The sequence below is a fragment of the Actinophytocola oryzae genome (genome assembly GCF_004364325.1).
In the GTDB taxonomy this organism is placed as follows: Bacteria; Actinomycetota; Actinomycetes; order Mycobacteriales; family Pseudonocardiaceae; genus Actinophytocola; species Actinophytocola oryzae.
In genome coordinates this window covers 347,750-372,903 of the sequence record NZ_SOCP01000006.1, presented here as the reverse complement: position 1 = coordinate 372,903, position 25,154 = coordinate 347,750, and the positions used below count along the sequence as shown (strand labels likewise).

The 25,154-nt window shown below is 69.6% G+C and carries 31 protein-coding genes and 1 pseudogene; 14 read left to right on the top strand and 18 right to left on the bottom strand.

Going from position 1 to position 25,154, the window contains the following annotated elements; genetic code table 11:
• Nucleotides 1–24 precede the first annotated feature (24 nt).
• The 4 genes from CLV71_RS19605 to CLV71_RS19585 are packed head-to-tail and all read right to left on the bottom strand — an operon-like array spanning nt 25 to nt 3,278.
• Nucleotides 25–780 carry a sulfite exporter TauE/SafE family protein gene (locus tag CLV71_RS19605; RefSeq protein ID WP_133904229.1) on the bottom strand — a complete coding sequence of 252 codons (756 nt, stop codon included), beginning with the start codon at nt 778–780 and terminating at the stop codon, nt 25–27.
• Nucleotides 777–1,142, bottom strand: a complete 366-nt coding sequence (locus CLV71_RS19600) for a VOC family protein (RefSeq protein ID WP_133904228.1) — start codon at nt 1,140–1,142, stop codon at nt 777–779. Before CLV71_RS19600 ends, CLV71_RS19605 begins: the two co-directional genes overlap by 4 nt.
• Before the next feature lie 46 nt (nt 1,143–1,188).
• Nucleotides 1,189–2,559, bottom strand: coding sequence for a bifunctional UDP-2,4-diacetamido-2,4,6-trideoxy-beta-L-altropyranose hydrolase/GNAT family N-acetyltransferase (locus tag CLV71_RS50440; protein WP_341771617.1), 1,371 nt, complete (start codon nt 2,557–2,559; stop codon nt 1,189–1,191).
• Entirely contained in the window at nt 2,556–3,278 is a 723-nt protein-coding gene (locus CLV71_RS19585; RefSeq protein ID WP_424923891.1) for a cytidylyltransferase domain-containing protein, read from the bottom strand. The genes CLV71_RS50440 and CLV71_RS19585 overlap by 4 nt, the downstream gene beginning before the upstream one ends.
• A 50-nt stretch (nt 3,279–3,328) precedes the next feature.
• Between CLV71_RS19585 and pseB the strand changes: the two genes are divergently transcribed.
• From pseB to CLV71_RS19570, 3 genes are read left to right on the top strand one after another with little or no spacing between them, the layout of a single operon-like run.
• On the top strand, nt 3,329–4,312 hold the full coding sequence (gene pseB, locus CLV71_RS19580; protein WP_133904226.1) for a UDP-N-acetylglucosamine 4,6-dehydratase (inverting): 984 nt from the start codon (nt 3,329–3,331) through the stop codon (nt 4,310–4,312).
• Nucleotides 4,305–5,465 carry a DegT/DnrJ/EryC1/StrS family aminotransferase gene (locus CLV71_RS19575; protein ID WP_133904225.1) on the top strand — a complete coding sequence of 387 codons (1,161 nt, stop codon included), beginning with the start codon at nt 4,305–4,307 and terminating at the stop codon, nt 5,463–5,465. The genes pseB and CLV71_RS19575 overlap by 8 nt, the downstream gene beginning before the upstream one ends.
• Entirely contained in the window at nt 5,466–6,176 is a 711-nt protein-coding gene (locus CLV71_RS19570) for a phosphotransferase enzyme family protein (protein ID WP_133904224.1), read from the top strand. It begins immediately after the preceding gene.
• A gap of 80 nt (nt 6,177–6,256) precedes the next feature.
• Here the strand turns inward: CLV71_RS19570 and pseI are convergent, their stop codons facing one another.
• The 4 genes from pseI to CLV71_RS19550 all read right to left on the bottom strand — a co-directional run bounded on the left by pseI (nt 6,257) and on the right by CLV71_RS19550 (nt 8,834).
• On the bottom strand, nt 6,257–7,306 hold the full coding sequence (pseI, locus tag CLV71_RS19565) for a pseudaminic acid synthase (RefSeq protein ID WP_133904223.1): 1,050 nt from the start codon (nt 7,304–7,306) through the stop codon (nt 6,257–6,259).
• A 36-nt stretch (nt 7,307–7,342) separates the two neighbouring features.
• The gene (locus CLV71_RS19560) at nt 7,343–7,564 is read right to left on the bottom strand and encodes a hypothetical protein (protein WP_133904222.1); all 222 of its coding nucleotides are present in this window, start codon (nt 7,562–7,564) and stop codon (nt 7,343–7,345) included.
• Between the two features lie 156 nt (nt 7,565–7,720).
• Nucleotides 7,721–8,185: a hypothetical protein gene (locus CLV71_RS19555; protein ID WP_424923890.1), complete on the bottom strand. Its 465-nt coding sequence runs from the start codon at nt 8,183–8,185 to the stop codon at nt 7,721–7,723.
• 19 nt (nt 8,186–8,204) lie between these two features.
• Nucleotides 8,205–8,834: a glycosyltransferase family 29 protein gene (locus tag CLV71_RS19550; protein WP_133904220.1), complete on the bottom strand. Its 630-nt coding sequence runs from the start codon at nt 8,832–8,834 to the stop codon at nt 8,205–8,207.
• Nucleotides 8,835–8,979: 145 nt separating this feature from the next.
• Between CLV71_RS19550 and wzm the strand changes: the two genes are divergently transcribed.
• The 5 genes and pseudogenes from wzm to CLV71_RS50150 all read left to right on the top strand — a co-directional run.
• Nucleotides 8,980–9,900 (top strand): galactan export ABC transporter permease subunit Wzm/RfbD, encoded by a 921-nt coding sequence (wzm, locus tag CLV71_RS19545; protein WP_133904219.1) that lies wholly within the window; start codon nt 8,980–8,982, stop codon nt 9,898–9,900.
• A 17-nt stretch (nt 9,901–9,917) separates the two neighbouring features.
• On the top strand, nt 9,918–10,736 hold the full coding sequence (gene wzt / locus CLV71_RS19540; RefSeq protein ID WP_133904218.1) for a galactan export ABC transporter ATP-binding subunit Wzt/RfbE: 819 nt from the start codon (nt 9,918–9,920) through the stop codon (nt 10,734–10,736).
• On the top strand, nt 10,736–11,641 hold the full coding sequence (gene glfT1 / locus CLV71_RS19535) for a galactofuranosyltransferase GlfT1 (RefSeq protein ID WP_133904217.1): 906 nt from the start codon (nt 10,736–10,738) through the stop codon (nt 11,639–11,641). Before wzt ends, glfT1 begins: the two co-directional genes overlap by 1 nt.
• A 60-nt stretch (nt 11,642–11,701) precedes the next feature.
• On the top strand, nt 11,702–11,971 hold the full coding sequence (locus CLV71_RS19530; protein ID WP_133904216.1) for a hypothetical protein: 270 nt from the start codon (nt 11,702–11,704) through the stop codon (nt 11,969–11,971).
• 15 nt (nt 11,972–11,986) lie between these two features.
• Nucleotides 11,987–12,097 (top strand): annotated as a pseudogene (locus tag CLV71_RS50150) (MarR family transcriptional regulator); the annotation flags it as partial.
• Nucleotides 12,098–12,372: 275 nt separating this feature from the next.
• Here the strand turns inward: CLV71_RS50150 and CLV71_RS19520 are convergent.
• Nucleotides 12,373–12,780, bottom strand: coding sequence for a GtrA family protein (locus CLV71_RS19520; RefSeq protein WP_133904215.1), 408 nt, complete (start codon nt 12,778–12,780; stop codon nt 12,373–12,375).
• A gap of 45 nt (nt 12,781–12,825) precedes the next feature.
• On the opposite strand from CLV71_RS19520, the gene dprE1 reads away from it, so the two are divergent.
• The 6 genes from dprE1 (at nt 12,826) to CLV71_RS19490 (ending at nt 18,244) form a co-directional block, all read left to right on the top strand.
• Nucleotides 12,826–14,172, top strand: coding sequence for a decaprenylphosphoryl-beta-D-ribose oxidase (gene dprE1 / locus CLV71_RS19515; RefSeq protein ID WP_208297622.1), 1,347 nt, complete (start codon nt 12,826–12,828; stop codon nt 14,170–14,172).
• Complete coding sequence (gene dprE2 / locus CLV71_RS19510) at nt 14,169–14,924, top strand: decaprenylphospho-beta-D-erythro-pentofuranosid-2-ulose 2-reductase (protein WP_133904214.1); 756 nt, start codon at nt 14,169–14,171, stop codon at nt 14,922–14,924. The genes dprE1 and dprE2 overlap by 4 nt, the downstream gene beginning before the upstream one ends.
• 175 nt (nt 14,925–15,099) lie before the next feature.
• Nucleotides 15,100–15,642: a YbaB/EbfC family nucleoid-associated protein gene (locus CLV71_RS19505; RefSeq protein ID WP_166664163.1), complete on the top strand. Its 543-nt coding sequence runs from the start codon at nt 15,100–15,102 to the stop codon at nt 15,640–15,642.
• Between the two features lie 22 nt (nt 15,643–15,664).
• Nucleotides 15,665–16,519, top strand: a complete 855-nt coding sequence (locus CLV71_RS19500; RefSeq protein WP_133904212.1) for a WXG100 family type VII secretion target — start codon at nt 15,665–15,667, stop codon at nt 16,517–16,519.
• A gap of 10 nt (nt 16,520–16,529) precedes the next feature.
• Complete coding sequence (locus CLV71_RS47750; RefSeq protein WP_166664162.1) at nt 16,530–17,948, top strand: protein kinase family protein; 1,419 nt, start codon at nt 16,530–16,532, stop codon at nt 17,946–17,948.
• On the top strand, nt 17,945–18,244 hold the full coding sequence (locus tag CLV71_RS19490) for a hypothetical protein (RefSeq protein WP_133904210.1): 300 nt from the start codon (nt 17,945–17,947) through the stop codon (nt 18,242–18,244). Before CLV71_RS47750 ends, CLV71_RS19490 begins: the two co-directional genes overlap by 4 nt.
• Here CLV71_RS19490 and CLV71_RS19485 read toward each other — a convergent pair.
• The 9 genes from CLV71_RS19485 to CLV71_RS19445 all read right to left on the bottom strand — a co-directional run bounded on the left by CLV71_RS19485 (nt 18,241) and on the right by CLV71_RS19445 (nt 25,152).
• Nucleotides 18,241–18,765 (bottom strand): hypothetical protein, encoded by a 525-nt coding sequence (locus tag CLV71_RS19485; protein ID WP_133904209.1) that lies wholly within the window; start codon nt 18,763–18,765, stop codon nt 18,241–18,243. The two genes, CLV71_RS19490 and CLV71_RS19485, sit on opposite strands and share 4 nt — an antisense overlap.
• Nucleotides 18,765–19,832, bottom strand: a complete 1,068-nt coding sequence (locus CLV71_RS19480; RefSeq protein ID WP_133904208.1) for a hypothetical protein — start codon at nt 19,830–19,832, stop codon at nt 18,765–18,767. Before CLV71_RS19480 ends, CLV71_RS19485 begins: the two co-directional genes overlap by 1 nt.
• Nucleotides 19,832–20,155: an ESX-1 secretion-associated protein gene (locus tag CLV71_RS19475; protein WP_133904207.1), complete on the bottom strand. Its 324-nt coding sequence runs from the start codon at nt 20,153–20,155 to the stop codon at nt 19,832–19,834. The genes CLV71_RS19480 and CLV71_RS19475 overlap by 1 nt, the downstream gene beginning before the upstream one ends.
• A 1-nt stretch (nt 20,156) precedes the next feature.
• A complete protein-coding gene (locus CLV71_RS19470) occupies nt 20,157–20,600 on the bottom strand; it encodes a YbaB/EbfC family nucleoid-associated protein (protein ID WP_133904206.1) in 444 nt (147 codons plus the stop codon).
• A 90-nt stretch (nt 20,601–20,690) separates the two neighbouring features.
• Nucleotides 20,691–21,641 (bottom strand): decaprenyl-phosphate phosphoribosyltransferase, encoded by a 951-nt coding sequence (locus tag CLV71_RS19465; protein ID WP_208297621.1) that lies wholly within the window; start codon nt 21,639–21,641, stop codon nt 20,691–20,693.
• Entirely contained in the window at nt 21,638–22,201 is a 564-nt protein-coding gene (locus CLV71_RS19460; RefSeq protein ID WP_133904205.1) for a phosphatase PAP2 family protein, read from the bottom strand. Before CLV71_RS19460 ends, CLV71_RS19465 begins: the two co-directional genes overlap by 4 nt.
• On the bottom strand, nt 22,201–23,415 hold the full coding sequence (glf, locus tag CLV71_RS19455; RefSeq protein ID WP_133904204.1) for a UDP-galactopyranose mutase: 1,215 nt from the start codon (nt 23,413–23,415) through the stop codon (nt 22,201–22,203). Before glf ends, CLV71_RS19460 begins: the two co-directional genes overlap by 1 nt.
• 53 nt (nt 23,416–23,468) lie before the next feature.
• The gene (locus tag CLV71_RS19450; RefSeq protein ID WP_133904203.1) at nt 23,469–24,074 is read right to left on the bottom strand and encodes an endonuclease; all 606 of its coding nucleotides are present in this window, start codon (nt 24,072–24,074) and stop codon (nt 23,469–23,471) included.
• Nucleotides 24,075–24,282: 208 nt separating this feature from the next.
• Nucleotides 24,283–25,152, bottom strand: coding sequence for an LLM class flavin-dependent oxidoreductase (locus CLV71_RS19445; protein WP_133904202.1), 870 nt, complete (start codon nt 25,150–25,152; stop codon nt 24,283–24,285).
• Nucleotides 25,153–25,154: the final 2 nt, after the last annotated feature.

The following is a 25,154-nucleotide window of genomic DNA, read 5'->3' as shown; positions in this document are numbered from 1 at the left end:
ACGGTTCCCAGCCGATCGGAGTAATCACGTGACCAACAGCTGGACGATCGCCACGCATCCGACCACCACGATGGTCGCCCGGAGCCAGATCGGCCGCAGTCGTCGTCCGATCCGGGCACCGACGACGCCACCGAGGACGGACCCGCCCGCGAGCAGGCCCACGACCAGCCAGTCCACGTCGGCGACGAACACGAAGACCACTCCGGACACGAGGTTCGCGATCGCGACGAAGACGTTCTTGACCGCGTTGAGCCGTTGCAGGGGCTCGTCCATGAGGATCCCCATGAGCGCGACGAGGATCACACCCTGCGCGGCACCGAAGTAGCCGCCGTAGACGGCGGTCCCGAACACGCCGACCAGCAGCGGTACGCCGCCGTGCGGGTGCCGGTCCGCACCGCGCTCGGCGAGCCTGCGTGAGATGCGCGGTTGCAGGATGACGAGCACGAGCGCGACGACGATCAGCACGGGCACGACCGCCTCGAACGCGTCCGCGGGCAGAACGAGTAGTAGCAGCGCTCCTGTCACACCGCCGAGCACGGCGACGGCCCCGAACCGGACGAGCCTGCCGCCCTGGCCCTTCAGCTCGCGCCGGTAGCCGATGGCCCCGCTGACCGAGCCGAGGACGAGACCCAGGCTGTTGGACACGTTCGCGACCACCGGCGGGTACCCGATGGCGAGCAGGACGGGGAACGTGATGAGCGTCCCCGACCCGACGACGGTGTTGATGCCCCCGGCGAGGAACCCGGCGACGACGACGATCCCGATCTCGAGCCCGGTCACAGCGGGACGAAGACGCAGAACTCGTTGCCCTCTGGGTCGGCGAGCTGGTCCCGGTCGATCTCGTCATCCTTGCGCCGCACGACGGTGGCGCCGAGCCCGAGCAGCTCGTCGAGGTCCCCGACGACGTCGACGTGCATCCGGTTCTCGACGGTTTTCTTCTCCGGCACGGGATTGACCCAGATCAACGGGCCCCGGCCTGCCGGGTCGACGATCGGCACCGGCCAGTCGTGCGGGCGGGTCCAGCCGTCCTCCGACGGCTCGTGCACGTCGCGTCGCACGTAGCCCATGGCCCCGCACCACCAGTCCGCGAGTGCCTGGTGGTCGTTCGCGTCGAGGCAGAGGTCTGTGAACCGCGCTGGCATGCCCGAATCGTCGCACGTGAGCGGGACCGCCACCGTACGGCGAGCATCACACCGACTTGGCGAACCAGACCCACTGGCCGTCGGTGCGGTCGTGCCGGTACCCCGCCCGCTCGAACAGCGCCGTCGAGGCCCTGTTGTCCCGGTGGACACAGGCGCGGAGACCACCGTGGACGGTGCGCTCCGCGGCGAGCAGCATCGGGACGGCGAGCTTCCTGCCACGCGCCCGGGGTGCGACTGTGATGCTCACCTCCCAGTGCTCACCGTCACGGTCGAACCTGACCGTGCCAACGGGATCCGTGCCGTGCACGGCGATCAGCAGGTGGCGGTCGGGGTCGTCGAGTACCCGCGCGAGCCACGCCTCGTGGTCCTCGGTGGCGACGAGGTCGGTGGTTCGGGACCATGCGCGGGTCTCGGGATCGTTGCGCCAGACGAGGAGATCGGCCGAGTCACCGACGGTCGCGGACCGAACAGAGATGTCGGCCCCCACCGATAGACTGGAAATCGAGGGGCCCCCTGGTGCACGAGTGGGACTTTCGTGCAGGCGGGTTTCGATCGCGGTGATCACCCGGTCCGCGCCCTGGCCATCCACAGTGGCCGTTGCCCTGTCCGCCAGCGCCTTTCGTCGGTCCTCGCGCAGCAGCAGCGTTTTCAGGGTCGCCACGTGTTCGCGGGGGTCCGTGCCCAGTCCGGCGGCGAGGCCCTGTGTCGTCGCCGCCTCGTAGCCCGCTGCCTGGTTGTCCGCGATCTGGACCAGTGCGGCCGGGACACCGACGCAACACAGCTCGAGCAGCGTCACACCCGCCGCGCTCACCACCAGGTCCGCCTCGGCGAACAGGGTCGGCAGGTCCGGGGTGGGTGGGACGACGTCGACACCGGAGACCGGGACCGAGGAGATCGCCACCACGTCCGCCGGGACGCCTGTCTCCCGGATGGCCGTGACCGCCGCGGCCACCGACGACGGGGCCGCGCCGCCACCCATCACCACGACGACCCTCGGCGGGGTCGAGCTGCCTCGGCGCGCGGCGCGGGCGGCGCGGATCTCCCGCCGGAGCGGGGCGTAGGCCGGTCCTCTCAGGACCACCGGCGAGCCGTCGTCGGGGCGCGGGCTGGTGTAGATGTTCGCGTCCACGACGATGTCCGCCCTGCGGCGGCCGTAGGTGCCGTCCTCCATGGACACCACCAGCGACGGGAGCGTCAGCTGCCCCAGGCCGTAGTGGTCGATGAGGACGACGTCCGCCGGTTCCAGTGCCGGGACCACCTCAAGGTCGCCGATCAGCCACTCGCCCGCGGTGAAGCTGCCGCACAGTGCGACGTCCCAGCCCCGCTCCCGGGCCGCCGTCGCCAGCGCCACGCAGCGCGACAGGTGTCCGACGCCCGTCGTCGGGGCGGCGTCGGCTCTCAGCAGCAGCGAGGTCACGGCAGGGGCTTCTGCGACACCGACTTGTTCAACGCCGCGATGTCCGGGCGTGCACGCAGCAGCGCGACCACCGTCTCCCACGTCGGGATCTCGGTGCCCAGCTCGGCCACCACCGCGTCCAGGAGGGACGCGTCCTCCGCCGTGTCCAGCGTGATGCGCAGGTCCGAGTTGTCCACTGCCGACACCACGCCCGCGCAGCGGTAGGTGTCCGGGTTCGTGTAGATGTTGGGCGTCACGTGTTCGCGGTGCGGTCCGGTGGGGATCCCGCCCTGCTCCGCCAGTACCGAGGTGCGGACCAGCTCCGTGTCCAGACCCCTGGGGTAGTGCCGGACCAGGATGTTCGACGCGTAGTCGATGGTCGGGTCCGCCCGCCACATGCCCACCACCTGCGCGATCAGGGCCGGGTCGTGCAGCGGGCAGTCGGCGGTGAGGCGGACCACCGCGTCGCACGGGTGGGCGTCCACGGCCATCAGGTAGCGGGCCAGTACGTCGTCGAGCGGCCCGCGCACCACCTCGGCACCGCAGCGCGCCGCCTCCTCGGCCACCAGGTCGTCGTCGTCGGACGTGGACGTCGCGAGGATCACCCTGTCGACGTTGTGAGTGGCAGCGGCCGCACGGATCACCCAGCTCAGCACCGACCTGTCACCCAGGGGCCGCAGCACCTTGCCCTGCAGCCGGGTGGAGGACAACCGTGCCTGGATGACCGCGTTGACTCGCACGGGTGCCATGATGGCGCACTGGCGACGCACCGGACCGCGGAGGTAACACCATGGCGCTGCTCGAAGGGGCCAGCATCCTGCTCACGGGCGGCACGGGATCCTTCGGCAAGGCCTTCATCGCCTACGCCCTGGAACACCTCGACCCGCGCAGACTCGTGGTGCTCTCCCGCGACGAGCTGAAGCAGTACGAGGCACGCCAACTGTTCGGCGACGACCCCCGGCTGCGCTGGTTCATCGGTGACGTGCGGGACCGCAGGCGGCTCGAGCGCGCGATGCACGACGTCGACTACGTGGTGCACGCGGCGGCGCTCAAGCAGGTGGACACGGCCGAGTACAACCCCTTCGAGTTCGTGCAGACGAACGTCACGGGCTCACAGAACGTGATCGAGGCGGCCATCGACTGCCAGGTCAAGAAGGTCGTTGCCCTCTCGACGGACAAGGCCTCCAGCCCGATCAACCTGTACGGCGCGACGAAGCTGTGCGCCGACCGGCTGTTCATCTCCGGCAACCACTACGCGGCGGGCCATCCCACCAGGTTCTCCGTGGTGCGCTACGGCAACGTCATGGGCTCACGCGGCAGCGTCATCCCGTTCTTCCGGTCACTCGCCGAACGCGGCGAGGCCCTGCCGATCACCGACCTGCGCATGACCCGCTTCTGGATCACGCTCCCGCAGGCCGTCGAGTTCGTGGTCAACTCCTTCGACCGGATGCACGGCGGCGAGCTGTACGTGCCGCGCATCCCGAGCATGCGGCTCGTCGACCTGGCCAGGGTGATCGCGCCGAACAGCCCCATGAAGGAGGTCGGCGTCCGCCCGGGCGAGAAGCTCCACGAGGAGATGATCGCCCCGGACGACGCGCGCAGGACGCTCCTCCTCGACGACCGGTACGTCGTCATGCCGCACATCGCGGGCTGGGGCTACGAGCCGCCCGCAGGCGGCAAGCCGGTGCCGGAGGGCTTCGCCTACCGGTCGGACACCAACGACCTGTGGCTCTCCGACGAGGAGCTGAGCAGCCTGGTGGCCCAGTATGGGTGACGTTCGGGAGCTGCGGAACGAACCGACCCGTCCGACGCTGCCCTACGGCCGCCAGTCGGTGACCGACGAGGACGTCGAGGCCGTCGCGGCCGTCCTGCGCGGCGACTGGCTCACCACGGGCCCTGCCGTGCGCCGGTTCGAGGAGGACCTGTCGGCACTGGCCGGCGGCACTCCCACGGTCGCCGTCACGTCGGGCACCGCGGCACTCCACGTCGCCTACGCCGCGACGGGCATCGGCAGCGGCGACGAGGTCGTCTGCGCACCCATGACCTTCGTGGCCACCGCCGCGACCGCCGCACTGCGCGGCGCGAAGGTCGTCTTCGCGGACGTGTCGCCCGAGACCGGCAACCTCCTGCCCGACGCCGCGGCGGCCGCCATGACGTCGCGCACCCGCGTGGTGTCGGCCGTGGACTACGCGGGTCACCCCGCACCGCACGACGAGCTGGTCAAGATCGCCCACGACGGCGGCGCGCTGCTGCTCGACGACGCGGCCCACTCCATCGGCGGCACCTGGCAGGGCCGTCCGGTCGGCTCGCTGGCCGACATCACCACCTTCTCCTTCTTCCCCACCAAGAACCTGACGACGGCCGAGGGCGGCGCGGTCGCCTCCCCCGTCCCGGACCTGGCGCGGCGCGCGGCGGAGTTCCGCAACCACGGCCTGGTCCGCGACAAGGCACGCCAACGCCACCCGGACGAGGGCGGCTGGCACCAGGAGGTCCACGAGTTCGGCCTGAACTACCGGCTGCCGGACGTGTTGTGCGCCCTGGGTTCCAGCCAGCTCCGCCGCCTCGACGCGTTCAGGGCGCGCCGCGCCGAGATCCACGCGCGCTACACCACCGCACTGTCCGATGTGGACGGTGTGCGCACGCCGGTGACCCTGCCGGGCGCCGACCCGATGTGGCACCTGTACCCGTTGCGAGTACTGGACAACCGCCGCCGCGACCTGTACGAACACTTGCGTGCCAACGGAATCGGCGTGCAGGTGAACTACGTCCCCGTCTACTGGCACCCGGTGTTCGAGGACCTCGGCTACCGGCGCGGCATGTGCCCGAACGCGGAACAGTTCTACGCCGAGGAGCTGTCGCTCCCCCTGTTCCCGGACCTGTCCGACGACGACGTCGACCGCGTGATCGACCTCGTCCGCGCGTTCTAGGTGGACCTCCGGCCGTGGGGTGCCCCGCCGGTCACGGAACGCCTCGGCGGCGGCCACCGCAACGAGGTCTACCGCGCGGGTGACCGGGTCGTCAGACGCTCGCGTCGCTCTGCGCCCTCCCTCGAGTGGGAACTCGAGCTGCTGGACCACCTCTCTCTCAACGGTTTTCTCGTGCCCGAAGTCGTCAGAACCCACGACGGACGCCGCCACGTGCACGGGATCGTCGTGCAGGAGTGGCTCCCGGGCCGCGAACCCGAGGAGGCCGACTGGCCGTCGGTGGCCGCGGAGCTACGGCGCCTTCACTCGCTCATGGCCACCTGGCCACCCCGCCCGGACGGCCCGGGCACCTGCGACCTGCTGACCACCGACCGCGGTGGCGACGTGGACCTGACCTCGATGCCACGGGAGGCCGTGGCCGCGTGCCGCGCCGCGTGGGCGGCCCTCGACGGCCCGAAGACGGTCGTCCACGGCGACCCGTGCGCGGCGAACATCCGGATACAGGAGGACGGCACGGTCGGCCTCCTCGACTGGGACGACGCGCGGGTCGACCACCCGTGGCTGGATCTGGCCGACCTCCCGTGCCTCGACCCTCCCCGGGAGGCGAGGGCGGCGGTCGATGCGTGGGAGGCGGCGAATGCGTGGTTCATGGAGCCAACATATGCGCGCGGCCGGCTCGCGGGAGTACCTGTGGACAAGCCTGTGGATAACTGACCGCCTTGTGGACAACCTGTGTGTTGCCAAGCGTTTGCCACTGCTAAACCTGTGGACAACTACCCCACGATCGGGTGCGGTTACACGAGATCCCAGGTCAGCGGGGTCCCCTTGACGGCGTCCGCCCGGAACCGCCGCCCGAGCACCGTCGACAGCGCCACCGGCGGCAGACCACCCGACGGCCGGATGGACCGGACGTTCTCGACGGTCACCTCGTCGCCCTCGGCGACGTCCGCCACGACGTAGAGGGACCGCCGCAGCCGGAGGACCTCCCGTTCGCTGTCCTTCGGCCCGATCCTCGGCGACCCGAGCGCCCGCCACGCCCGCTCGGTCTCGGTGACGAGGGCGGTCAGCTCGGCGGGCTCCAGCGAGAACTCGCTGTCCACCCCGCCGTCACCTCGGGACAGGGTGACGTGTTTCTCGATCACACAGGCGCCGAGTGCAACGGCGGCCACCGGAACACCGATACCCATGGTGTGGTCGGAAAGCCCGGGTACGACGTCGAAGGCGTCGGCGATCAACGGAATCCCCCGCAGGTTGCTGTCCTCGGGCGAGGCCGGGTAGGACGCCGTGCACCCGAGCACCACGAGCTGGTCGTTGCCCGTCGCCCTGGCCGTCGCGACCGCCGCGTGGATCTCGGCGACGTCGGCCATCCCGGTCGAGATCACCAGCGGCTTCCCCGTCCGCGCGGCGAGTTCGATCAGCGGGAGGTCCACGATCTCCGCGGAGGCGATCTTGTAGGCAGGCGCGTCGAGGCTCTCGAGCAGGTCGATCGCGGTGCTGTCGAACGGGCTGGAGAAGACGGTCAGACCGGCGGAGGCGGCTCGCTCGAAGATCGGCGCGTGCCACTCCCAGGGCGTGTGTGCCTTCTCATACAGGGAGTAGAGGTTCTCGCCGCCCCACAGCGAGTGGTCGGACGAGATGCGGAACGCCGGCGCGTCCACGTCGATGGTGATCGTGTCCGCACGGTAGGTCTGCAGCTTCAGCGCCTGCGCCCCGGAGGCGGCCACTGCGTCGACGATCGCCAACGCGCGGTCGAGGGACCCGTTGTGGTTCCCGGACATCTCCGCGATGACGAAGGGCCGGTGACCGGCGCCCACTGTGTGCTTACCGATACGAACTTCACGCATACGGGCAACGTACCCCCCGCGCCCGGACGCGGAAGGTCAGGAAGCCCGCCAGACGGAGTCACCGTACGTGTCGGCCAGCAGGTCACCGAAGATCAGCATGCACGCCAGGCAACGCTCGCCGTCGTCCGTGCACTCGATCCTGCTGTTGGGCACGCTGTGCTCGCAGAGCGCCTCTCCGAAGTCACGCCCCGCCTCCTCGTTGCCGAAGGCGTGTACCCGGTTGTCATAGGTGGATCGCCACCACTGCACATCGACCATGTCCCGACCCCAATCGCGCCTGCATACAGGATTCAGGGTCCTCGAATGGAGTAACCAGCGACAGAGTTGATCCCATAACTACACAGCTCAACATTTGCCACTTGAACGTTAAACTGTGAAGAATGGCAACGGAAGGTGACTTCGGAACCCTAACGGCTACTCAGAGCGATCTTCGAGCTTCCTGAGCCGGTCTTCGTACTGAGCCACCGCCGTCAGGCGCACACGCACCTGCGCGTGCTCGCGGCGGATCTCGTCGATCAGCGTCCGCGACTCGGCGGCCTGGGCCTCGTCGCCACCCGGTGCGGCACTGATCTTCTCCCGCAGCGACTCGAGCTGCGACTCCTGCGCGGCCACCTGCGGCACGATCCGCTCGAGCTCGTTGGCCGTCCAGCGCTGCAGGCGCTCCACCTCGTCGAAACGCCGCTGCAGGTCGTCGAGGCGACCGCGCAGGTCCCCGACCGACTCGTGGTGCTCGTCAGCGAGGCGGTCGATCTTCCCGTAGTAGTGCTCGAGCCGCTCGAGGGGAATCCGCTCGTTGATGCGGTAGTCGATCAGACGCTTGATCCGGTCGGACGCGAGCTGACGCGCACCCCAGAGGTTGCGAAGTCCGTTGTTACCCAATGTCATTCCCTCGGCGAAGTCAGCGGAGCAGCCTGGTCCGGCCGGTCTTGGTCCACGAGTCGAGCAGTCGCCCCTCGGCGGCGATCTGGTGCTCTGGGCCGACGATGCACGAGTCGCCGGCGGCATGCATCCACGAGGTCTGGTTGGGGTCGTCGATGAACGAGTACCCGGTGAGCAGCAGTTCGGCGTCCGGGTAGCAGGTCCGCGCGATCCACGCCGCCATCGTGCCGGTGGTCGCCCACGTCGAGTCCTGACGCGTCGGGAGCCCGAGAGCGTCCGACAGCGGCAGTGTCACCTCGGCGTTGTTGACCGGCACCAGACCGAGGTCCTCCGGCCACCACGCGGGCAGGATGTCCGGCTCCCAGTGCAGGCGACCCGGCTCGACCATGAGGTACAGGCGCCGTCGGTAGTTCTCGAAGACGTACTTGGTGGCACGCAGTGCCCGGTTGAACACCACCACGTGACAGCGCGTGCCGACCGTCGGTGGCGCACCAGGATCGTCCGTGACGAACCCGTTCACCCTGAAGACCAGGTCACAGGCATCGACTGCCTTGGCGCGCTCCTCGTCCGGCGCCATCGGCATGTTGCCGACCACGGCTACCGAGCGTGGTTCCGGGTGTTCGGCATAGACGTCAACGAGAGAGCGCATGACACTCTGCACAGGGGCGACGTCGACCATGAGCGGAGAAGCTACCAGGCGGACAAACAGAAACGAATGGTCCTCACGGAACAGGATGCTTGTGCGAACACGGCCCCTGCGGGGGTCGCGGTAGCCGCCGGTACGCTCGACAGCCGTGTCAGTAACGAGCACTGCCGAGCAGGAGCAGGCACCCCCACCCTCGTCCAGCCGTAGCTGGTCGCGTGCGTGGACGGACATCGTCGAGGGCGCGAGACAGCGGGAGCTGTGGGGCCATCTCGGCTGGCAGGACATCAAACAGCGCTACCGCAGGTCGGTCATCGGACCACTGTGGATCACGCTGTCGATGGCCATCACCGCGATCGGTCTCGGCCTGCTGTACTCGCAGCTGTTCACGGCGAACATCCCGACGTTCCTCCCGTACGTCACGGTCGGGTTCATCGTCTGGAACTTCATGTCCGGCTGCCTCATCGAGGGCACGGACACGTTCATCGGCAACGAGGGCCTGATCAAGCACCTGCCCGCGCCGCTGACGGTCTACGCGCTGCGGCTGGTGTGGCGCCTCACACTCATGTTCGCGCACAACCTTCTTGTGTACGTGGTCATCGTCGTCATCTTCTGGAGCGACCTGACCAAGTCCGGCTACCTGATCACCTCCGGCGGCGACCCGCAGCCGGGCATCGGCTGGAGCATCCTGCTCGCCATCCCCGCGTTCGCGTTGCTCGCGATCAACGGCGGCTGGGTGGCGATCCTCTTCGGCATCATCTCGACGCGGTACCGGGACGTCCCACCGGTCATCAACAGCCTGGTGTCACTGGTGTTCTTCATGACGCCGATCGTGTGGACCCCCGACATCCTGACCACCAGGATCTCCGGTGGGGGCGGCAGCGACTGGAAGATCCTGATCGCCGAGCTGAACCCGCTGTTCCACTACCTGCAGATCCTTCGTGCGCCGCTGATCGGCAACACCCAGAGCTGGCATCACTGGGTGGTCGTCGGCGGGTTTACCGTTGTGGGGTGGGCGCTGGCCTTCGTGGCTATGCGTAACTACCGTGCCCGAGTCTCCTACTGGGTCTGAGTGAGGCGAGAAACGACATGGTGAGCATTGACGTCTGGAACGCCTCCGTCGACTTCCCGATCTTCGACGCGAAGTCCCGTTCCCTCAAGAAGCTCGTACTCGGCAAGGTCGGCGGCAAGATCGGCACCGACCAGAAGGTGCCGATCATCGAGGGGCTGCGCGACATCACGCTGTCCCTGAAGGAAGGCGACCGCGTGGGCCTGGTCGGCCACAACGGCGCGGGCAAGTCGACACTGCTGCGTCTGCTGGCGGGCATCTACGAGCCGACCCGCGGTGCGGCACGGACCCTCGGCAAGGTCGCGCCCGTGTTCGACCTCGGCGTCGGCATGGACCCGGAGATCTCCGGTCTCGAGAACATCATGATCCGCGGCCTGTTCCTCGGCATGACCCGCAAGCAGATGGAGAAGCGGGTCGACGACATCGCGGAGTTCACCGAGCTCGGCGACTACCTGCAGATGCCGCTGCGCACCTATTCGACCGGCATGCGGGTGCGCCTCGCGCTCGGTGTCGTGACGTCGATCGACCCGGAGATCCTGCTGCTGGACGAGGGCATCGGCGCGGTCGACGCGGCGTTCCTGGCGAAGGCCAGGACCCGACTCGTGGATCTCGTGAAGCGCTCCGGCATGTTGGTGTTCGCCTCGCACCAGGACGACCTATTGTTCGAGCTGTGTAACACGGCCATCTGGATGGACGAGGGTCACGTGAAGATGCACGGTTCGCTGCGCGAGGTCATCACCGCCTACAAGGGCAAGGACCCGTTCGCGGGCATGGACGCCGAGACCCTCGCGCGTCTGGGTGCCGAGCCGGCACTGACCACCAACGGCGGCGAGGTCTGATGAAGGTCGATGGGCAGTTGCCGTCCGGCGCGGTCGTCGCCGTGGTGGTCACGCGCCACCGCAGGGAGCTGCTCGCCGACTCACTGAAGATGATCGGCGCGCAGACCAGGCTGCCGGACCACCTCGTGGTCGTGGACAACGGCCCGGACGAGCCGGTCGCCGACATCGTCGAGAGCTGCCCCGTCCCGTCCACGTACCTGGCCTCGCGCCGGAACCTGGGCGGCGCGGGCGGCTTCGCGCTCGGCATGCTGACCGCGCTGTCGATGGGCGCCGAGTGGATCTGGTGTGCGGACGACGACGGCAGGCCCGCGGACGAGAACGTGCTCGAGGTCCTGCTCGGTGAGGCGGAGTCGCGCAACCTGGCGGAGATCTCGCCGGTCGTGACGAACATCGACACCCCGGCGAAGCTGGCGTTCCCGCTGCGCCGGGGGCTGACGTGGAAGCGCAACGCCTCGGAGCTGGGCACGGACTTCCTGCCCGGCATCGCGTCGCTGTTCAACGGCGCGCTGTTCCGGGCGGCGACGCTCGACGTCATCGGCGTGCCGGACTACCGCCTGTTCTTCCGGGGCGACGAGGTCGAGATCCACCGGCGCCTCGTGCGTTCCGGCCTGCCGTTCGGCACCTCGCTGAAGGTCGCGTACCTGCACCCGGACGGCTCGGACGAGTTCAAGCCGATGCTGGGCGGGCGGCTGCACGCACAGGACCCGGAGAACGAGGTCAAGCGGTACTACACGTACCGCAACCGCGGGTACCTGCTCTCCCAGCCCGGGCTGCGCAAGATCGGCATGCTGGAGATCGTGCGCTTCGGCCTGTACTTCATCGGCACCAAGAAGGACCCGAAGGCGTTCCTGCAGTGGCTGAAGCTGGTGCGGCAGGGTCAGCGGGAGCGCTTCTTCCGCTTCTAGCGGATCCGCTGGAGGCGAACCTGGGTTGCCGGCTCCCACCGGTGGTGCTGGTCTGTACGCATGGCTGATTCCAAACGCGCTCTGGTGCTCCACCTGACCGGCAGCGGCGAGCCGGCGGTGTTCGCGCTGTCGGACGACGCCGCCGGCCAGCTCGGCGAGAAGCTGGCCGGGCTCATGCAGTCGGCCACGGTCGAGGCCGTGGCCCTCGCCGACGGGTCGACGGTCGCGGTGAACTTCGCCCACGTCGCGACGGCCCACCTCGACGAGCTGCCCCCGAACGCCCGGATCTACGGCAACGCCCAGCCCCGGAGGCACGGCTTCGCGACCTAGCCACTCCGCGCCCGGCTCGACCTCGACTCCGGCTGTCTGAGCCGCCTCCTGCGCACCCTCGAGGCGGCCGGCCTCGTGACGGTCGAACCCAGCGAGCGGGACAGGCGGGTGCGGATCGCCCGTCTCACCGACCGGGGACGGGCCGAGCGGGCGGTTCTCGACGAGCGGTCGGACGACATCGCGGGGTCGTTCCTGGCGCCGCTGAACGCGAAGCAGCGGACGAGGCTGGTCGAGGCCATGGGCGAGGTCGACCGCCTGCTCACGGCCGGTCTGGTTGCCGTGGCGCCCACCGACCCCGACCACCCGCACGCCCGGCACTGCCTGGCCGCCTGTTTCGGGCTACCGGGAGGTCGAGCCGTTCAACGACGAGTACTACGCCCACCACTGGTTCGAGAAGGCCCTCAACCGGCCCTGAAGACGACCGTCCGCAGCATGACGAAGTTGATGGCCGTCGCGACGCCCTGGGCAACCACCCACGCCACGATGATGGGCAGGCTCAGCGCCAGCATCAGCGCGTTCGTGCCCACGTTGACGAAGAACGTCACCGTGTAGAGGAGGACGAAGCCGCCGAGCTGCCGCGCGCCGCCGGTGTTGCCCGCGGCGAAGGTGAAGCGGCGGTTGAGGAAGAACGCCGTCGTGGTGCCCGCGACGAAGCTCAGCGCCTTGGCGAGGTGGATCCACAGGCCCAGCGCGAGCAAACCCTGGTACACGCCGAAGTCGACCAGCGCGCAGAAGCCGCCGATGAGCACGAACCTGGCCAGCTGCTGTACCAGTCCGAGCTTCGGTTCGACGGAGGCGGCCGAGGTCACGGAGCCAGTGTAGGAGCCCGCGACGGCCCGGATACCCTCGGTGCGGTGAAGCCAGAGAAGCTCACCGGCTGGGGGCGGACCGCGCCCACGTCGGCGCGGGTGGTGCGCACGGCCGACGTCCGCGCCATCGCCGAGGCCGTCCGGACCGCGGGCCCTCGCGGGGTCATCGCCCGGGGGCTGGGCCGCAGCTACGGGGACCCGGCGCAGAACGCGGGCGGCGTGGTCGTCGACATGACCGCTCTGGACCGCATCCACACCGTGGACGCCGAGGCCGGGGTCGTCGAGGTCGACGCGGGGGTCTCGCTCGACACGCTCATGCGTGCGCTCCTGCCGTTCGGGCTGTGGCTGCCCGTCCTGCCCGGCACGCGCCAGGTCACGGTCGGCGGCGCCATCGGCAGCGACATCCACGGCAAGGCACACCACGTCGAGGGCAGCTTCGGCAACCACGTGCTCGCCATCGACCTGCTCACCGCCGACGGCGAGGTCGCGACGCTCACGCCGGACGGGCCGGACGCCGAGCTGTTCTGGGCCACGGTCGGCGGCATGGGTCTCACCGGCATCGTCCTGCGGGCCACGCTGCACGTGAACCACGTCGAGACGGCCTACTTCCTGGTGGACACCGAGCAGCTCGGCACGCTCGACGAGCTGATGGCCCGCCAGAGCGTGGACGACGACGCCTACGTCGAGTCCGTCTCCTGGTTCGACGCGGTGACCACCGGCCCGCACCTCGGCCGGGGCATCCTCACCCGCGCCAACCACGCCCACGTCGACGACCTGCCGGAGAAGAAGCGCCGACACCCCCTCCGGTTCGACGCGCCGCAGCTCCTGACCGTCCCAGACGTCTTCCCGCCCGGCATGCTCAACAAGCTGACCGGCCGCATCTTCAGCGAGCTCTGGTACCGCAAGTCGCCCACCAGGAAGGGTGCCGTCCAGAACATCACCCAGTTCCTGCACCCGCTGGACATCGTGGGCGAGTGGAACCGGGGGTACGGGCCGCACGGGTTCCTGCAGTACCAGTACGTGGTGCCGTTCGGCGCCGAGGACGTCATCCGGCACACCGTCCGCCGGATGACCGAGACGGGCCAGGTCAGCGCGCTGAACGTGCTCAAGCGGTTCGGTCCCGGCAACCGGGCGCCGCTGTCGTTCCCGATGCCCGGCTGGACGCTGTGCGTCGACCTGCCGATCGGCAGGGGTGTGCACGAGCTGTGCGAGGAGCTGGACGAGCTGGTCCTCGGCGCGGGCGGGCGGCACTACCTCGCGAAGGAGTCCCGCGCGACGCCCGAGGTGATCAAGCGTGGCTACCCGCGTGTCGACGAGTGGCGCAAGGTCCGCGCGTCGGTTGACCCCCAAGGCGTCTTCGCCTCAGACATGTCGAGAAGGTTGTCGTTGTGATCGATGCAGTCGGAAACCCCCAGTCGCTGCTGCTGCTCGGCGGCACGTCCGAGATCGGGCTCGCGATCGCCGGGAAGTACGCCGCGCGCAGGCCGCTGCGGGTCGTCCTCGCGGCACGGCAGTCGGCACGGTTGGACAAGGCGGTCGAGGACCTGCGGGCCCTCGGCGCGACCGTGTCCACGGTCGAGTTCGACGCACTCGACACCGCGTCGCACCCGGCCGTCCTGGACAAGGCCTTCGGTGACGGCGACCTCGACGTGACGGTCGTGGCGTTCGGCCTGCTCGGCGACGCCGAGGCGGTCTGGCAGGACCACGCGAAGGCCGTCGAGCTGGCACAGGTCAACTACACCGCCGCGGTGTCGGTCGGCGTCGCGCTCGCGGAGCGGCTGCGGCGGCAGGGACACGGCAGGGTCGTGGCACTGTCGTCGGTCGCGGGCGAGCGGGTCCGGCGGTCGAACTTCATGTACGGGTCGACGAAGGCCGGCATGGACGGCTTCTACCTCGGCCTGGGTGAGGCACTGCGTGGCGAGGGCATCTCGGTCACGGTCGTGCGGCCGGGGTTCGTGCACACGCGGATGACCGAGGGCATGAAGCCCGCGCCGCTGTCCACGACGCCCGAGGTCGTCGCCGACCTGGCCATCGCCGGTGTGGCCAAGCGCAAGGAGCTGGTGTGGGCACCGGCGCCGCTGCGGCTGATGCTGTCGGTGCTGCGGCACATCCCGCGCGCCATCTTCCGGTGGCTGCCGATCTGAGCCGAGGGTGGGGGCCGTCCACCGTCAGTCGCCGCGCTCCGGTGGACGGCCCGCCGAGCCGGCGTCACGTGGGCCACGCCGGCGCTTTCCTGCAACTTGCAGAACCGCAAGCCAACACGGACAGTACTCGCACGATTACGGTGATCGGAAGCCCCCGGTTCTCTATGCTCGGGCTGTGACGGCGATCCCGACTCCCGACGAGTGGCTTGCCAACTTCAACGCCACCATCGCGGAAGTGAAGGCCAAGACCGAGGCGTTCCAGCGCGACCTCGAGCACTCCGGCGCGACGGAGGAGTCCCCGGACGGCTCCCTGAGCGTGACTGTCGCACCCAACGGCTCGCTGACGAACCTGCGCATCGACGAGTCCGCCTGGCGCGGCTCCGGCGCCGAGCTGGCCGGCAAGATCATGGCGCTCGCCCGCAGGGCCCAGCGCGCGGCGGCGGTCAACGTCGCCGAGGCGTTCGCGCCGCTCGGGAGCCCGGACTCCGAGGCACTCCACATGATCACGGGCTACCTCCCGGAGGAAGAGGAGGTGGACGAGGAGCCGGAGCGCCCGGGCTACTCGTTCGACGAGCCGACTCCCCAGCCCGGCTCACCCACGCCTGCGCCACCGCAGCTCGGATCGACTCCCGGTCGGGTGGAACCGCCGCGCCGCCCGGGCCGTCCATCCCAGGACGAGGACGACGACTTCGGCGACGATGATCTCTTCAGCCGCTGACGGTCGGGGGTAGGAGGGGCGCATGACCACGGCGACGTCCGGTGCCGGCATCGTCGACACGTACGCGGGGCTGGTCGACTCGATCACGAGCGACTCGGAGTCCGAGGGTGAGAAGGTCGTCGACGTCGCGCTGAGCGCGACCGGGGCCGTGATCGACACCATCGGCGCGGCGGTCGACCCGTTCGGCTTCATCGTCAGTGCGGGGGTCGGGTGGCTGCTGGAGCACGTGTCGTTCCTGCGCGAGCCGCTGGACGCCCTGCTCGGCAACCCGGACGAGATCAACGCGAACGTCGACGCGCTGAAGCAGGCGGCGGCGGAGATGAAGACCATCGCCGAGGAGCACCGCCAGGACCTGTCGACGGTGGCGGAGTGGCAGGGCAAGTCCGGCGACGCGTACACCCAGAGCCTGGACCAGATGGCCGGGGAGCTGCAGTCCCTCGGCATGACGCTGGACGGCACCGCGGCGGTCGTCGGCATCTCCGGCATGCTCGTCACGACGCTGCGCGGCATCGTGTTCGACATCATCGCGTCGCTGATCACCGAGCTGGTCCGCTACGCCCTGATCGCGGCAGCCTCGGCCGCGTTCACGTTCGGCGGCTCGATCGCCGCGTTCTGCGGCGTGGCGGGCGCGCGGGCGGCGGCGACCGCGGCGCGGATCAGCGGCAAGATCAGCAAGCTGATCAGCGGGCTCGGCCGCCAGGCGGGCAGGCTGAGCAAGCTCGCCCACTCGATGTCCAAGCTCGCCGAGGGCCTCGACCGCTTCTCGACGGCCGGTGACCTGGCCTTCGGCGGTTACCAGGCCGCGAAGCCCTACAGCACGCCCGACCAGTCGCCTCCGGACCACCGCCGTCCGCCCGACCTGCCGTACCTGGCGTAGCGGAGCCGACATGACACCACGACCCAGGCATTCGGGCAGCAGCTCCAGCGGCAGCACCCGGCCGAACACGACCAGACCGGACACGTCCACCACCCGTCCCGACGCGACGACGACCAGGCCGGACGGGACGACCCGGCCACTCGGCGGCGGGGACGGCACGACGGTCAACCTCGACTCGCTCGACACCATGAAGACGCGGCTCGACTCGACCGGGAGCAAGGTCGACGCGGTCGGCACGACGGTCGGGAACATCAACGTCGGCCCGCAGAGCATGGGCATCGTCGGCAGCTCGTTCACCGGTGCCGCCCAGAGCCACCTGAAGACCGCCCAGCAGCACGTACAGACGACCAGGAAGGCGGTCGACAACGCCAAGGCGGGCACCGACGCGACCGCGGCCACCTACCGCCAGGGCGAGGAGACCAACAAGGTCAACCTCGACAAGGCCTACGACGCCACGACGGTCCCGAACACCAACCGCGGGTCCGCGACGACCACCCCGTCGTCCACCACACCGGCCGGCACGACGGTACCGGCGGGTTCGACCGTGCCCGCCGGATCGACCGTGCCCGCGGGGACGACGCGGCCGGACACGCCCGCGACCCGCACGGACCCGACCGTCCCGAACAACCCGCCGAGCATCGCCGACCGCCTCAACCCGCCGGACGGGACACGGCCGGACGCGAACACCCCTGGTGGCTGGCAGCCGAGCCGAAGCGAGCAGGATCTGCAGAACAGGCAGATCACGAACCTGTCCAACATCGGCCCCGGGGGCAACGTGAACGAGGCCTTCAAGGCCGAACTGGACGACGGCAGCCACGCCGTCTACAAGCCCGTGTCCGGCGAGGACACCAACGGCATCCGCCAGGACATCACCGGTGACCTGGGCAAACGTGAGGTCGCCGCGTCGCGCGTCGACCAGATGCTCGGCTTCGACCGGGTGCCGACGACCGCCATGGTCGACGGCCCGCACGGCCCCGGCTCGCTGCAACGGTTCGCCGAGGGCTCGTCGCAAGGGCTCGACGCCGACCAGTACCCGCGCCAGCAGCAACAGCAGATGGCGGTGCTGGACTACGTCACGGGCAACACCGACCGGCACGGCGGCAACTACCTGACCGGCCCGGACGGCAGCGTGGTCGCCATCGACCACGGCTACTCGTTCCCGGACGGCACCCGCGACGGCATCCGCTCGGACTTCGTGCGTGACCACCTGAACCAGCCGCTCGACCCGGACGTGGTCGACGCCGTGCGCCGGGTCGACCCCAACGACATGCGGCAGATGCTCCAGCAGAGCGGTCTGAGTGACACCGCCGTCGACCTGTCGGTGGCGCGGTTGGAGGAGATCCAGCGACGCGGCATGATCACCGGTGAGTCCTGGCCAGGACCGATCATCGACGCCTGGTGGAACCCCGTGAGAGGACCGCTGCCGTGACCGACCCGAGGACCTCGGAACACACGCCGACGCAGGTCGCGCTGTACACCAACGCGACGGACCCGCCGCGCCGCGTGGCCGTCTACCGCTTCACCGAGTCGTCCGGCGTGACGATGGAGCTGCTCGACCCGGAGTGGTCGAAGGTCGCGAAGCAGTACTACGAGCGTGGCGTGGACCTGCCGAAGGAGCGGCGGATGGTGTTGCCGTCCGAGGGCCCGCTGTACATGCGTGCACTGCTGCAGCCGTTCCGGACGACCTACTACACGCTGCGCGACGAGAGCGACCAGAGCGTCTAGCCGCCGAGCCGGTCTGCCTCGTCACTCGCATGGTCCAGCGCGGCGATGAGGCGGCCGCGGCGCAGGCGCGGGCCCAGCTCCACGTGCCGGCCCTCCAGCGTGAGCGACGCCCGCCTGCGGACCCTGCGGCGGGTGTGCTCACCGCTGGTCAGCTCGTAGCGGCGGAGCTGCGACGCGGTGAAGCGCCTGCCGCGCCACGTGCCGGTGATGGTCAGCTCCGGGTGCCACGCGCCGGACTGGGTGCTGCCGAACACGCCGCTCCGGTAGCCCTCGCGGATCCTCCCGCGGCGCAGCAGCGCCCACGCCTGCCTGCGCCGCCGCCGCTCCTGCTCGTCGAACGCCGCGCGGCCGTCGGCGCCGGCCAGTTCGACCTGCCAGCCGTGCGCACGGGCGACGCGTCCGAGGAGCAGGTACCGGAACGCGAGCGCGGCGAGCCTGCGGTAGGCGAACACCCCGGCCACCACGACGACCAGGACCGCCAGGCTCCACGCCCGCCAGTCCCAGGTCTCGACGATGTCCACTAGATCGTCAGGTCCTCCGAGGAGTCCTCGACCGACTCGTCGTCGCCGGTGCTGCCGTACTCGCCGACCTTCCAGGCGTTGTTGCCGTTGCGGGCGACCTTGCTCGGGTCGGCGTACTGGCTCTTGAGGCTGCCGCTGCCCACCTCGCCGAGCCGCCCCGGGAAGGTCCTCACGGCGTCGAAGTCGTCGAGCAGCTTGCCGCCGCGCTCGCGGGCGCCGAGCTTCGACTGCATGCGCACGGTCTCGCCGAGCGTCCTGCTCGCCGTGCCCGCCTGCTTGAAGAAGTCCTTCGTCTTGCCCATCAGGGTCTGCAGCTTCGCCAGGAGGTCCTTCAGCATGTTGAGGACCTTCTGCAGCTTGCTGACCTGCTTGGTGGCCTTCGCGGTCGTGGTGGCGCCCTTGGCGAAGGTGCCGGTCCACGCCGTCGCGATCGACCCGCCGAACGTCGGCGCTGCCGCCGCGATGGCCGGGATCCAGATGAGGACCAGCCACTCGACGAACTCGGTCAGCAGCGCCTTGATGAACTCCTCGATGACCGTCATGACCATGCTGGAGACCTGCAGCAGCTGCGCGATGTCGCCGGACTGGCCCGCCGTGCCCCCGATGCCGGTGGCGAAGCGCTCGAGGCGGGCCTGGGCGGCGGCCTTTGCGTCGCCGGACCAGTCCTTGAGCTGCTCCTGCATGGTCTGCACGAACTTCTCGCCGTACTCGGCGAGGCCCTGACCGATCTTGTTGAAGTTTCCCGCCGCGTTCGCCAGCGCGGGGCCGTCGCCGCTGACGAAGTGGATCAGGTCCTGCAGCGGCTGGACCACGGTGATGAGGAAGTTGAGGCCCTGCCCGATGAGCCAGCCGAGCGGGTCGGTGGCGATGCCGGTGACGGTGTCCTTGCAGGACTGGACGAAGGCGGCGGCACCGACGGTCGCGCCACGCCAGTCGCCCGCGCTCATGGCGAGGCCCGCGCTGACCGCGCCGCCGACGACCGGCAGGCCGCGGGCGACCTTCTCGCCGTAACCCATCTCCTCGCTGATGGTGATGCCGGACAGCTCTCCGGTGTGTGTCTCGGCCATCAGGGGTTTCCTTTCAGCGCGGCGGTCCCGTCGTCGAAGATCTTCGCGATGGCGGTCTCGATCTCGCGGTAGGCCGCGGCGCACTCGGCCACCTTGTCGGCGCCCGCCTGCAGACCGTCGGACATGTCGCCCAGCAGGTCGTTGAGGTCCCCGAGCATCTCGGTGTACCTGGACTTCACGAACAGGCCCACGATGCCCCAGGACTGGTCACCGACGTCCGACTGTGCCACGAGACCGCTGACCTCGCTGACGAGGTCCTTGTCGTCGTTGAGGGTGCCGGAGTAGCCGTCGAGCCCGCCGAGGTCGACGTTGAAGTCGCCCATGTCAATCCTCCTCCTCGGAGAAGTCACGCAGGTAGGAGTCGCCGGGCCGGTGGACCTTCTCCCGAAGCTCCGCGACCGGGACGCCGGTGAGCTCGGACTGGGTCTCCAGCACCTGGTCGAGCACGGGGCCGCCTGCGAACTCCTCGACGATCCCGGCCTGCTGCCGTGCCGCGTCGGCCACCGCCTCCCGCAGCGTCGCCATCAGCTCGCTGCTGAGCTGCTCCGGCCCGAGCCGGAACGCGTCCTCGGTGATGCGGATGTCGCGCACCGAGCCGCCCGGCCCGGCGACGACCGTGATCGAGTGGTCGGGCGTACTGGCAGTGACCTCGAGGGTGGCCAGTTCGGACTGCATTCCCGCCAGATGCTCGAACCTGTCGTCCATGTTCTGGATCTGGGCCTGGAACTGCTCGAACTCGGCCACCAGCTGGTCGAACTCAGCCGTCATTACGCCTCCGACGGTTCGCGTCCACACGTGACGGCCATCAGACGGACCCGGGACGGAGATCGTTCCCGAACGAATCGACCAATTCGGTGATTACAGGAACGCGGAAAGGGCCACGCACACAACCCAGGACGCACCCAGCACCTGGAGGACGCGGTCCCGCAGGGCGATGTCCTCCGGCTCCCCCGCGTTGCCGCCGTCCACGTCGACCGCGTACCGCAGGACCGCCACCACCATCGGCACGATGGAGATGGCCGCCCACACCGAGTTCGTCCCGGTGCGCTGGCGGATCTCGAACGCCCAGAGCGAGTAGGCCATGATCATGATGGCCGCGGACGTGGCCCAGACGAAGCGCAGGTAGCTGGCCGAGTACTTCGACAGCGACGCCCGGATCTTCGCGCCCGTCCGTTCGAACAGGACGATCTCCGCGTACCGCTTGCCCGCCACCATGAACAGCGAGCCGAACGCCGTGACCAGCAGGAACCACTGCGACAGGGGCAGCCCGGCCGCCGCACCGCCCGCGATCGCCCGCAACAGGAAGCCCGACGCGACGATGCACAGGTCGATCACCGGCTGGTGCTTGAGCCCGAGGCAGTAGCCGATCTGGACGGCCGCGTACACGCCGATCACGATCAGCAGGCGCCAGCTCGACACCAGCGACACCGCGAACGACGCCGCGAACAACGCGATCGACATGCCGTAGGCCACCCGCACCGGCACGATCCCGGCCGCGATGGGCCGGTTGCGCTTGGTCGGGTGGGCCCGGTCGGCCTCGACGTCGATCGCGTCGTTGATCAGGTACACGGCCGACGCGACCAGGCAGAACGCCACGAACGCCACCGCGGCGTCGGTGACCACGTCCATGCGGAAGACCGGGTCGGCGGCGTACGCGGCGAAGGGCGCCGCCAGCACCAGGACGTTCTTGACCCACTGCCTCGGCCGCGCCGTGCGGATCAGCCCGCTGACGAAGCCGCCCCTGGCGGCGTCACCGGCGGGAGGCACCGCGGTGTCCCCTGCGGCGTCGCTCTCCGCCGTACTGCTCAACTCGTCCGCTTCCTTTTCAACACGCGCCGGACGACACCACCGACGACGGCACCCAGTGCGGCACCGGCCATCACGTCGCTCGGGTAGTGGACCCCCAGCACCAGCCGCGACACGAGCATCGGCGGCACCAGCGCCGGCACCAGGTTACGCCCGGTCAGGCCGGAGTAGACGACCGCGGCGGCGGTCGTCGAGGTGGCGTGCGAGGAGGGGAACGACAGCCTGCTCGGGGTCTTGACCAGCACCTCGACCGACTCGTCCATCGGGCGCCTTCGCCGGACGACCCGCTTCACCGCGATGGACGCACCGTGGGCGGCCGCGACACCTGCCGCCCCGGTCAGCCAGTCGCGGCGGCGCATGCGGTCCACCGCGGCACCGACGAGACCGATGGCGAGCCAGCCGATGGCGTGCTCGCCGAAGTGGGACATGCCCCGCGCCGCCCGCACCACCGGCGGGCGGCCGATCCGGCGCTGTATCTGCGCCAGCATCCTGACCTCGACCGACGGCTGCCCCGGCGCCGGCGGTTCCTCGACCCGGGGCCGGGCCGGAGCAGCCGTCGTCATCAGGCTTCCAGGGAGCCGTCGAGCGGCGCGCCGTCGGTCAGGTGGGGTGCCACCTTGTTGTCGAACACCGACAGCGCCGACCCGATGGCCATGTGCATGTCGAGGTACTTGTACGTGCCGAGCCTGCCGCCGAAGATCACGTTCCGCTCCTTGGCCTCCTTGGTGGCCAGCTCGCGGTAGCGCTCGAGCTTCTCGCGGTTCTCCGGGGTGTTGATCGGGTAGTACGGCTCGTCGTCGTCCTTGGCGAAGCGGGAGAACTCCCGGAAGATGACGGTCTTGTCCGTCGGGTAGTGCTTGCGCTCCGGGTGGAAGTGCCGGAACTCGATGATCCGGGTGTAGGGCACGTCCTCGTCGTTGGCGTTGACGACCGAGGCGCCCTGGTAGTCACCGGTGTTCAGGACCTCGGACTCGAAGTCGACCGTCCGCCAGGTGAACTTGCCCGCCTCGTAGTCGAAGTACCGGTCGAGCGGGCCCGTGTACACGGTCGGCGTGCCTGCCGGGATCTGGTCGCGGACATCGAAGTAGTCGATGTTCAGCCGCACCTCGATGTTGTGGTGCGAGGCCATCTTCGAGAGCCACGCCGTGTAGCCGTCGACGGGCAGGCCCTCGTAGGTGTCGTTGAAGTACCGGTTGTCGAACGTGTAGCGGACCGGCAGGCGCGTGATGATGTTGGCGCCGAGGTCCTTCGGGTCGTTCTCCCACTGCTTGGCCGTGTACCCGCGGACGAACGCCTCGTAGAGGGGCCGGCCGATCAGCGAGATCGCCTTCTCCTCGAGGTTCTGCGCGTCCTCGGTCCGGAACTCCGCGGACTGCTTGGCGATCAGCTCACGCGCCTCGTCCGGGGTGTGGGACTTGCCGAAGAACTGGTTGATCAGGCCCAGGTTCATCGGGAAGGAGTAGACCTGCCCCTGGTACTTGGCGAACACCCGGTGCTGGTAGTTCGTGAACTCGGTGAACTGGTTGACGTAGTCCCAGACACGCTTGTTGGAGGTGTGGAAGAGGTGCGCACCGTACTTGTGCACCTCGATCCCGGTCTCCGGCTCGGGCTCGGAGTACGCGTTGCCGCCGAGGTGCGACCGGCGCTCCAGCACGAGGACCCGCTTGTTCAGCTGGGTCGCGACCCGCTCGGCGACCGTGAGGCCGAAGAAGCCCGAGCCGACGATGACAAGGTCGTAGCCGGAGTAGTTGTCAGAGTGGTTTGCTGGGGCGCTCACGGGAAATCAGGCTACCGGCGTGGCGCCGGTGGTCGGGCTCCGGTCCCGCCTCGTCACGCTGTGCGCACGGCCTTCGCCAGCTCCCGGTCGAGGCTGACCCGGACGAGCGCGGCGGCGAGCCGGTGCACGTCGTTGCCTGCCAGCTTCGCGAGCTTCTTCCCGTCGGCGGGCAGGCCGACGGTCCTCGCACCGTCGAGGGTCTTCCTGTCCAGGTGGGGACGCAGTTCCGGCCAGACAGCCTGCGCCTCGCGACAGAAGATCTCGACGCCGACCGGGCCCAGCCGGGGGAACCGGCGCAGGTGCGTGGCGAGGTCGTCACCACGGGCGCGGCGCAGGTCGCCCCTGTAGTCGTCGAGCAGCAGCCGGGCACCGTCACCGAGCGCGGTCGCGGTGCTCTCGTCGTAGCGGACGTAGTGGCCGCGGCCGAGCGCGTCGACCCGGTCCTGCCAGCTCGCGTCGAGCATCCTGCGCGGGGTCGGGTACCGCTTCTTCAGCTCGCGGGCGGCCGCGACGGCGAGGTCCGCCTTGATCCGGGTCGACAGGAGCGTGCTCAGCACGAGGAGCTGGTAGAGCGGGGCCGGTTTGTCGGCGAGCCGGATGCCGGCCTCCTCCGCGTACGTGCGGCCCGCCTTGTCGAGAAGTGCGCGCACGGTGTCCATGCGGGCTGAGTTACCCCGAGCAGGCCCCTGAAACGCCGAAGACCCTCGTACCTTTCCCCCTTGGTACGAGGGCCCTCATCCCCTGGCGCTCCCCCTGCATTTCCCTCCGGCTTTCGCCTCGCCCTTACTGACGCCTGGACACCCGCGCTCGTTCCCGTGTGCTGGGTCACTTCTCGAAAGTTCTTCGCCTGTTCACCGGGGAAACCGGTCATCCGGCCCGAAACCGTGGCAGAACGTCGGTCACCACGCTCTCCAGGGTGCTCATCCGTCCCGCGTAGACGCCCTCGTCCCTCGGCCAGTGGGTCACCACGTCGGTGAACCCCAGCTCCTCGGCGCGGCCCGCGAAGTCGTGGAAGGCCTCCACGCTGGACAGTGAGTACACGGGTGCCGCGTCGAGGCTCAGGTAGCGGTCGAGGCCGTCACTGCCGGGAGTCTCGGCGAACCTCTTGGCGAGATCCCCGACGGCCGCCCACCACTCGTCGAGCGTGTCGCCGCCCCTGCCCGTCGTGACCCAGCCCTGGCCGAACCGCACGGCCACCCGCATCGACCTCGGCCCGTTGGCGGCCACGACGAACGGCACACGCGGGCGCTGTGCGCAGCCGGGCGCGGAGCGGGCGTCGACGGACGTGTAGTAGTCGCCCGCGATGCTCGTGCGCTCGTTGGTCAGCAGCGAGTCGAGCTGCTCGACGAACTCGCCGAACCGGTCGACCCGTGACCTCGGCGTGAGCGGCTCGCCGCCCAGGACGACGTTGTCGTACCCGCCGGTACCGCCCGCGCCGACCCCGAAGGTCAGCCGCCCGCCGGAGATGTCGTCCAGGGCGAGCAGGCTGCGGGCGAAGGGCACGGGGTGGCGGAAGTTCGGCGACGCGACCAGCGTGCCGAGCCGGATCCGCCTGGTCACCATCGCCGCCGCGGTCAGCGTCGGCACGGCGTCGAACCACGGGCCGTCCACCAGTGAACGCCAGCCGACGTGGTCGTAGGTCCAGGCGTGGTCGAAGCCGTAGGACTCGGCCGCACGCCACCTCTGCTCGGCCAGTGGCCAGCGGTACTCGGGAAGTATCACGATGCCGAAACGCACGA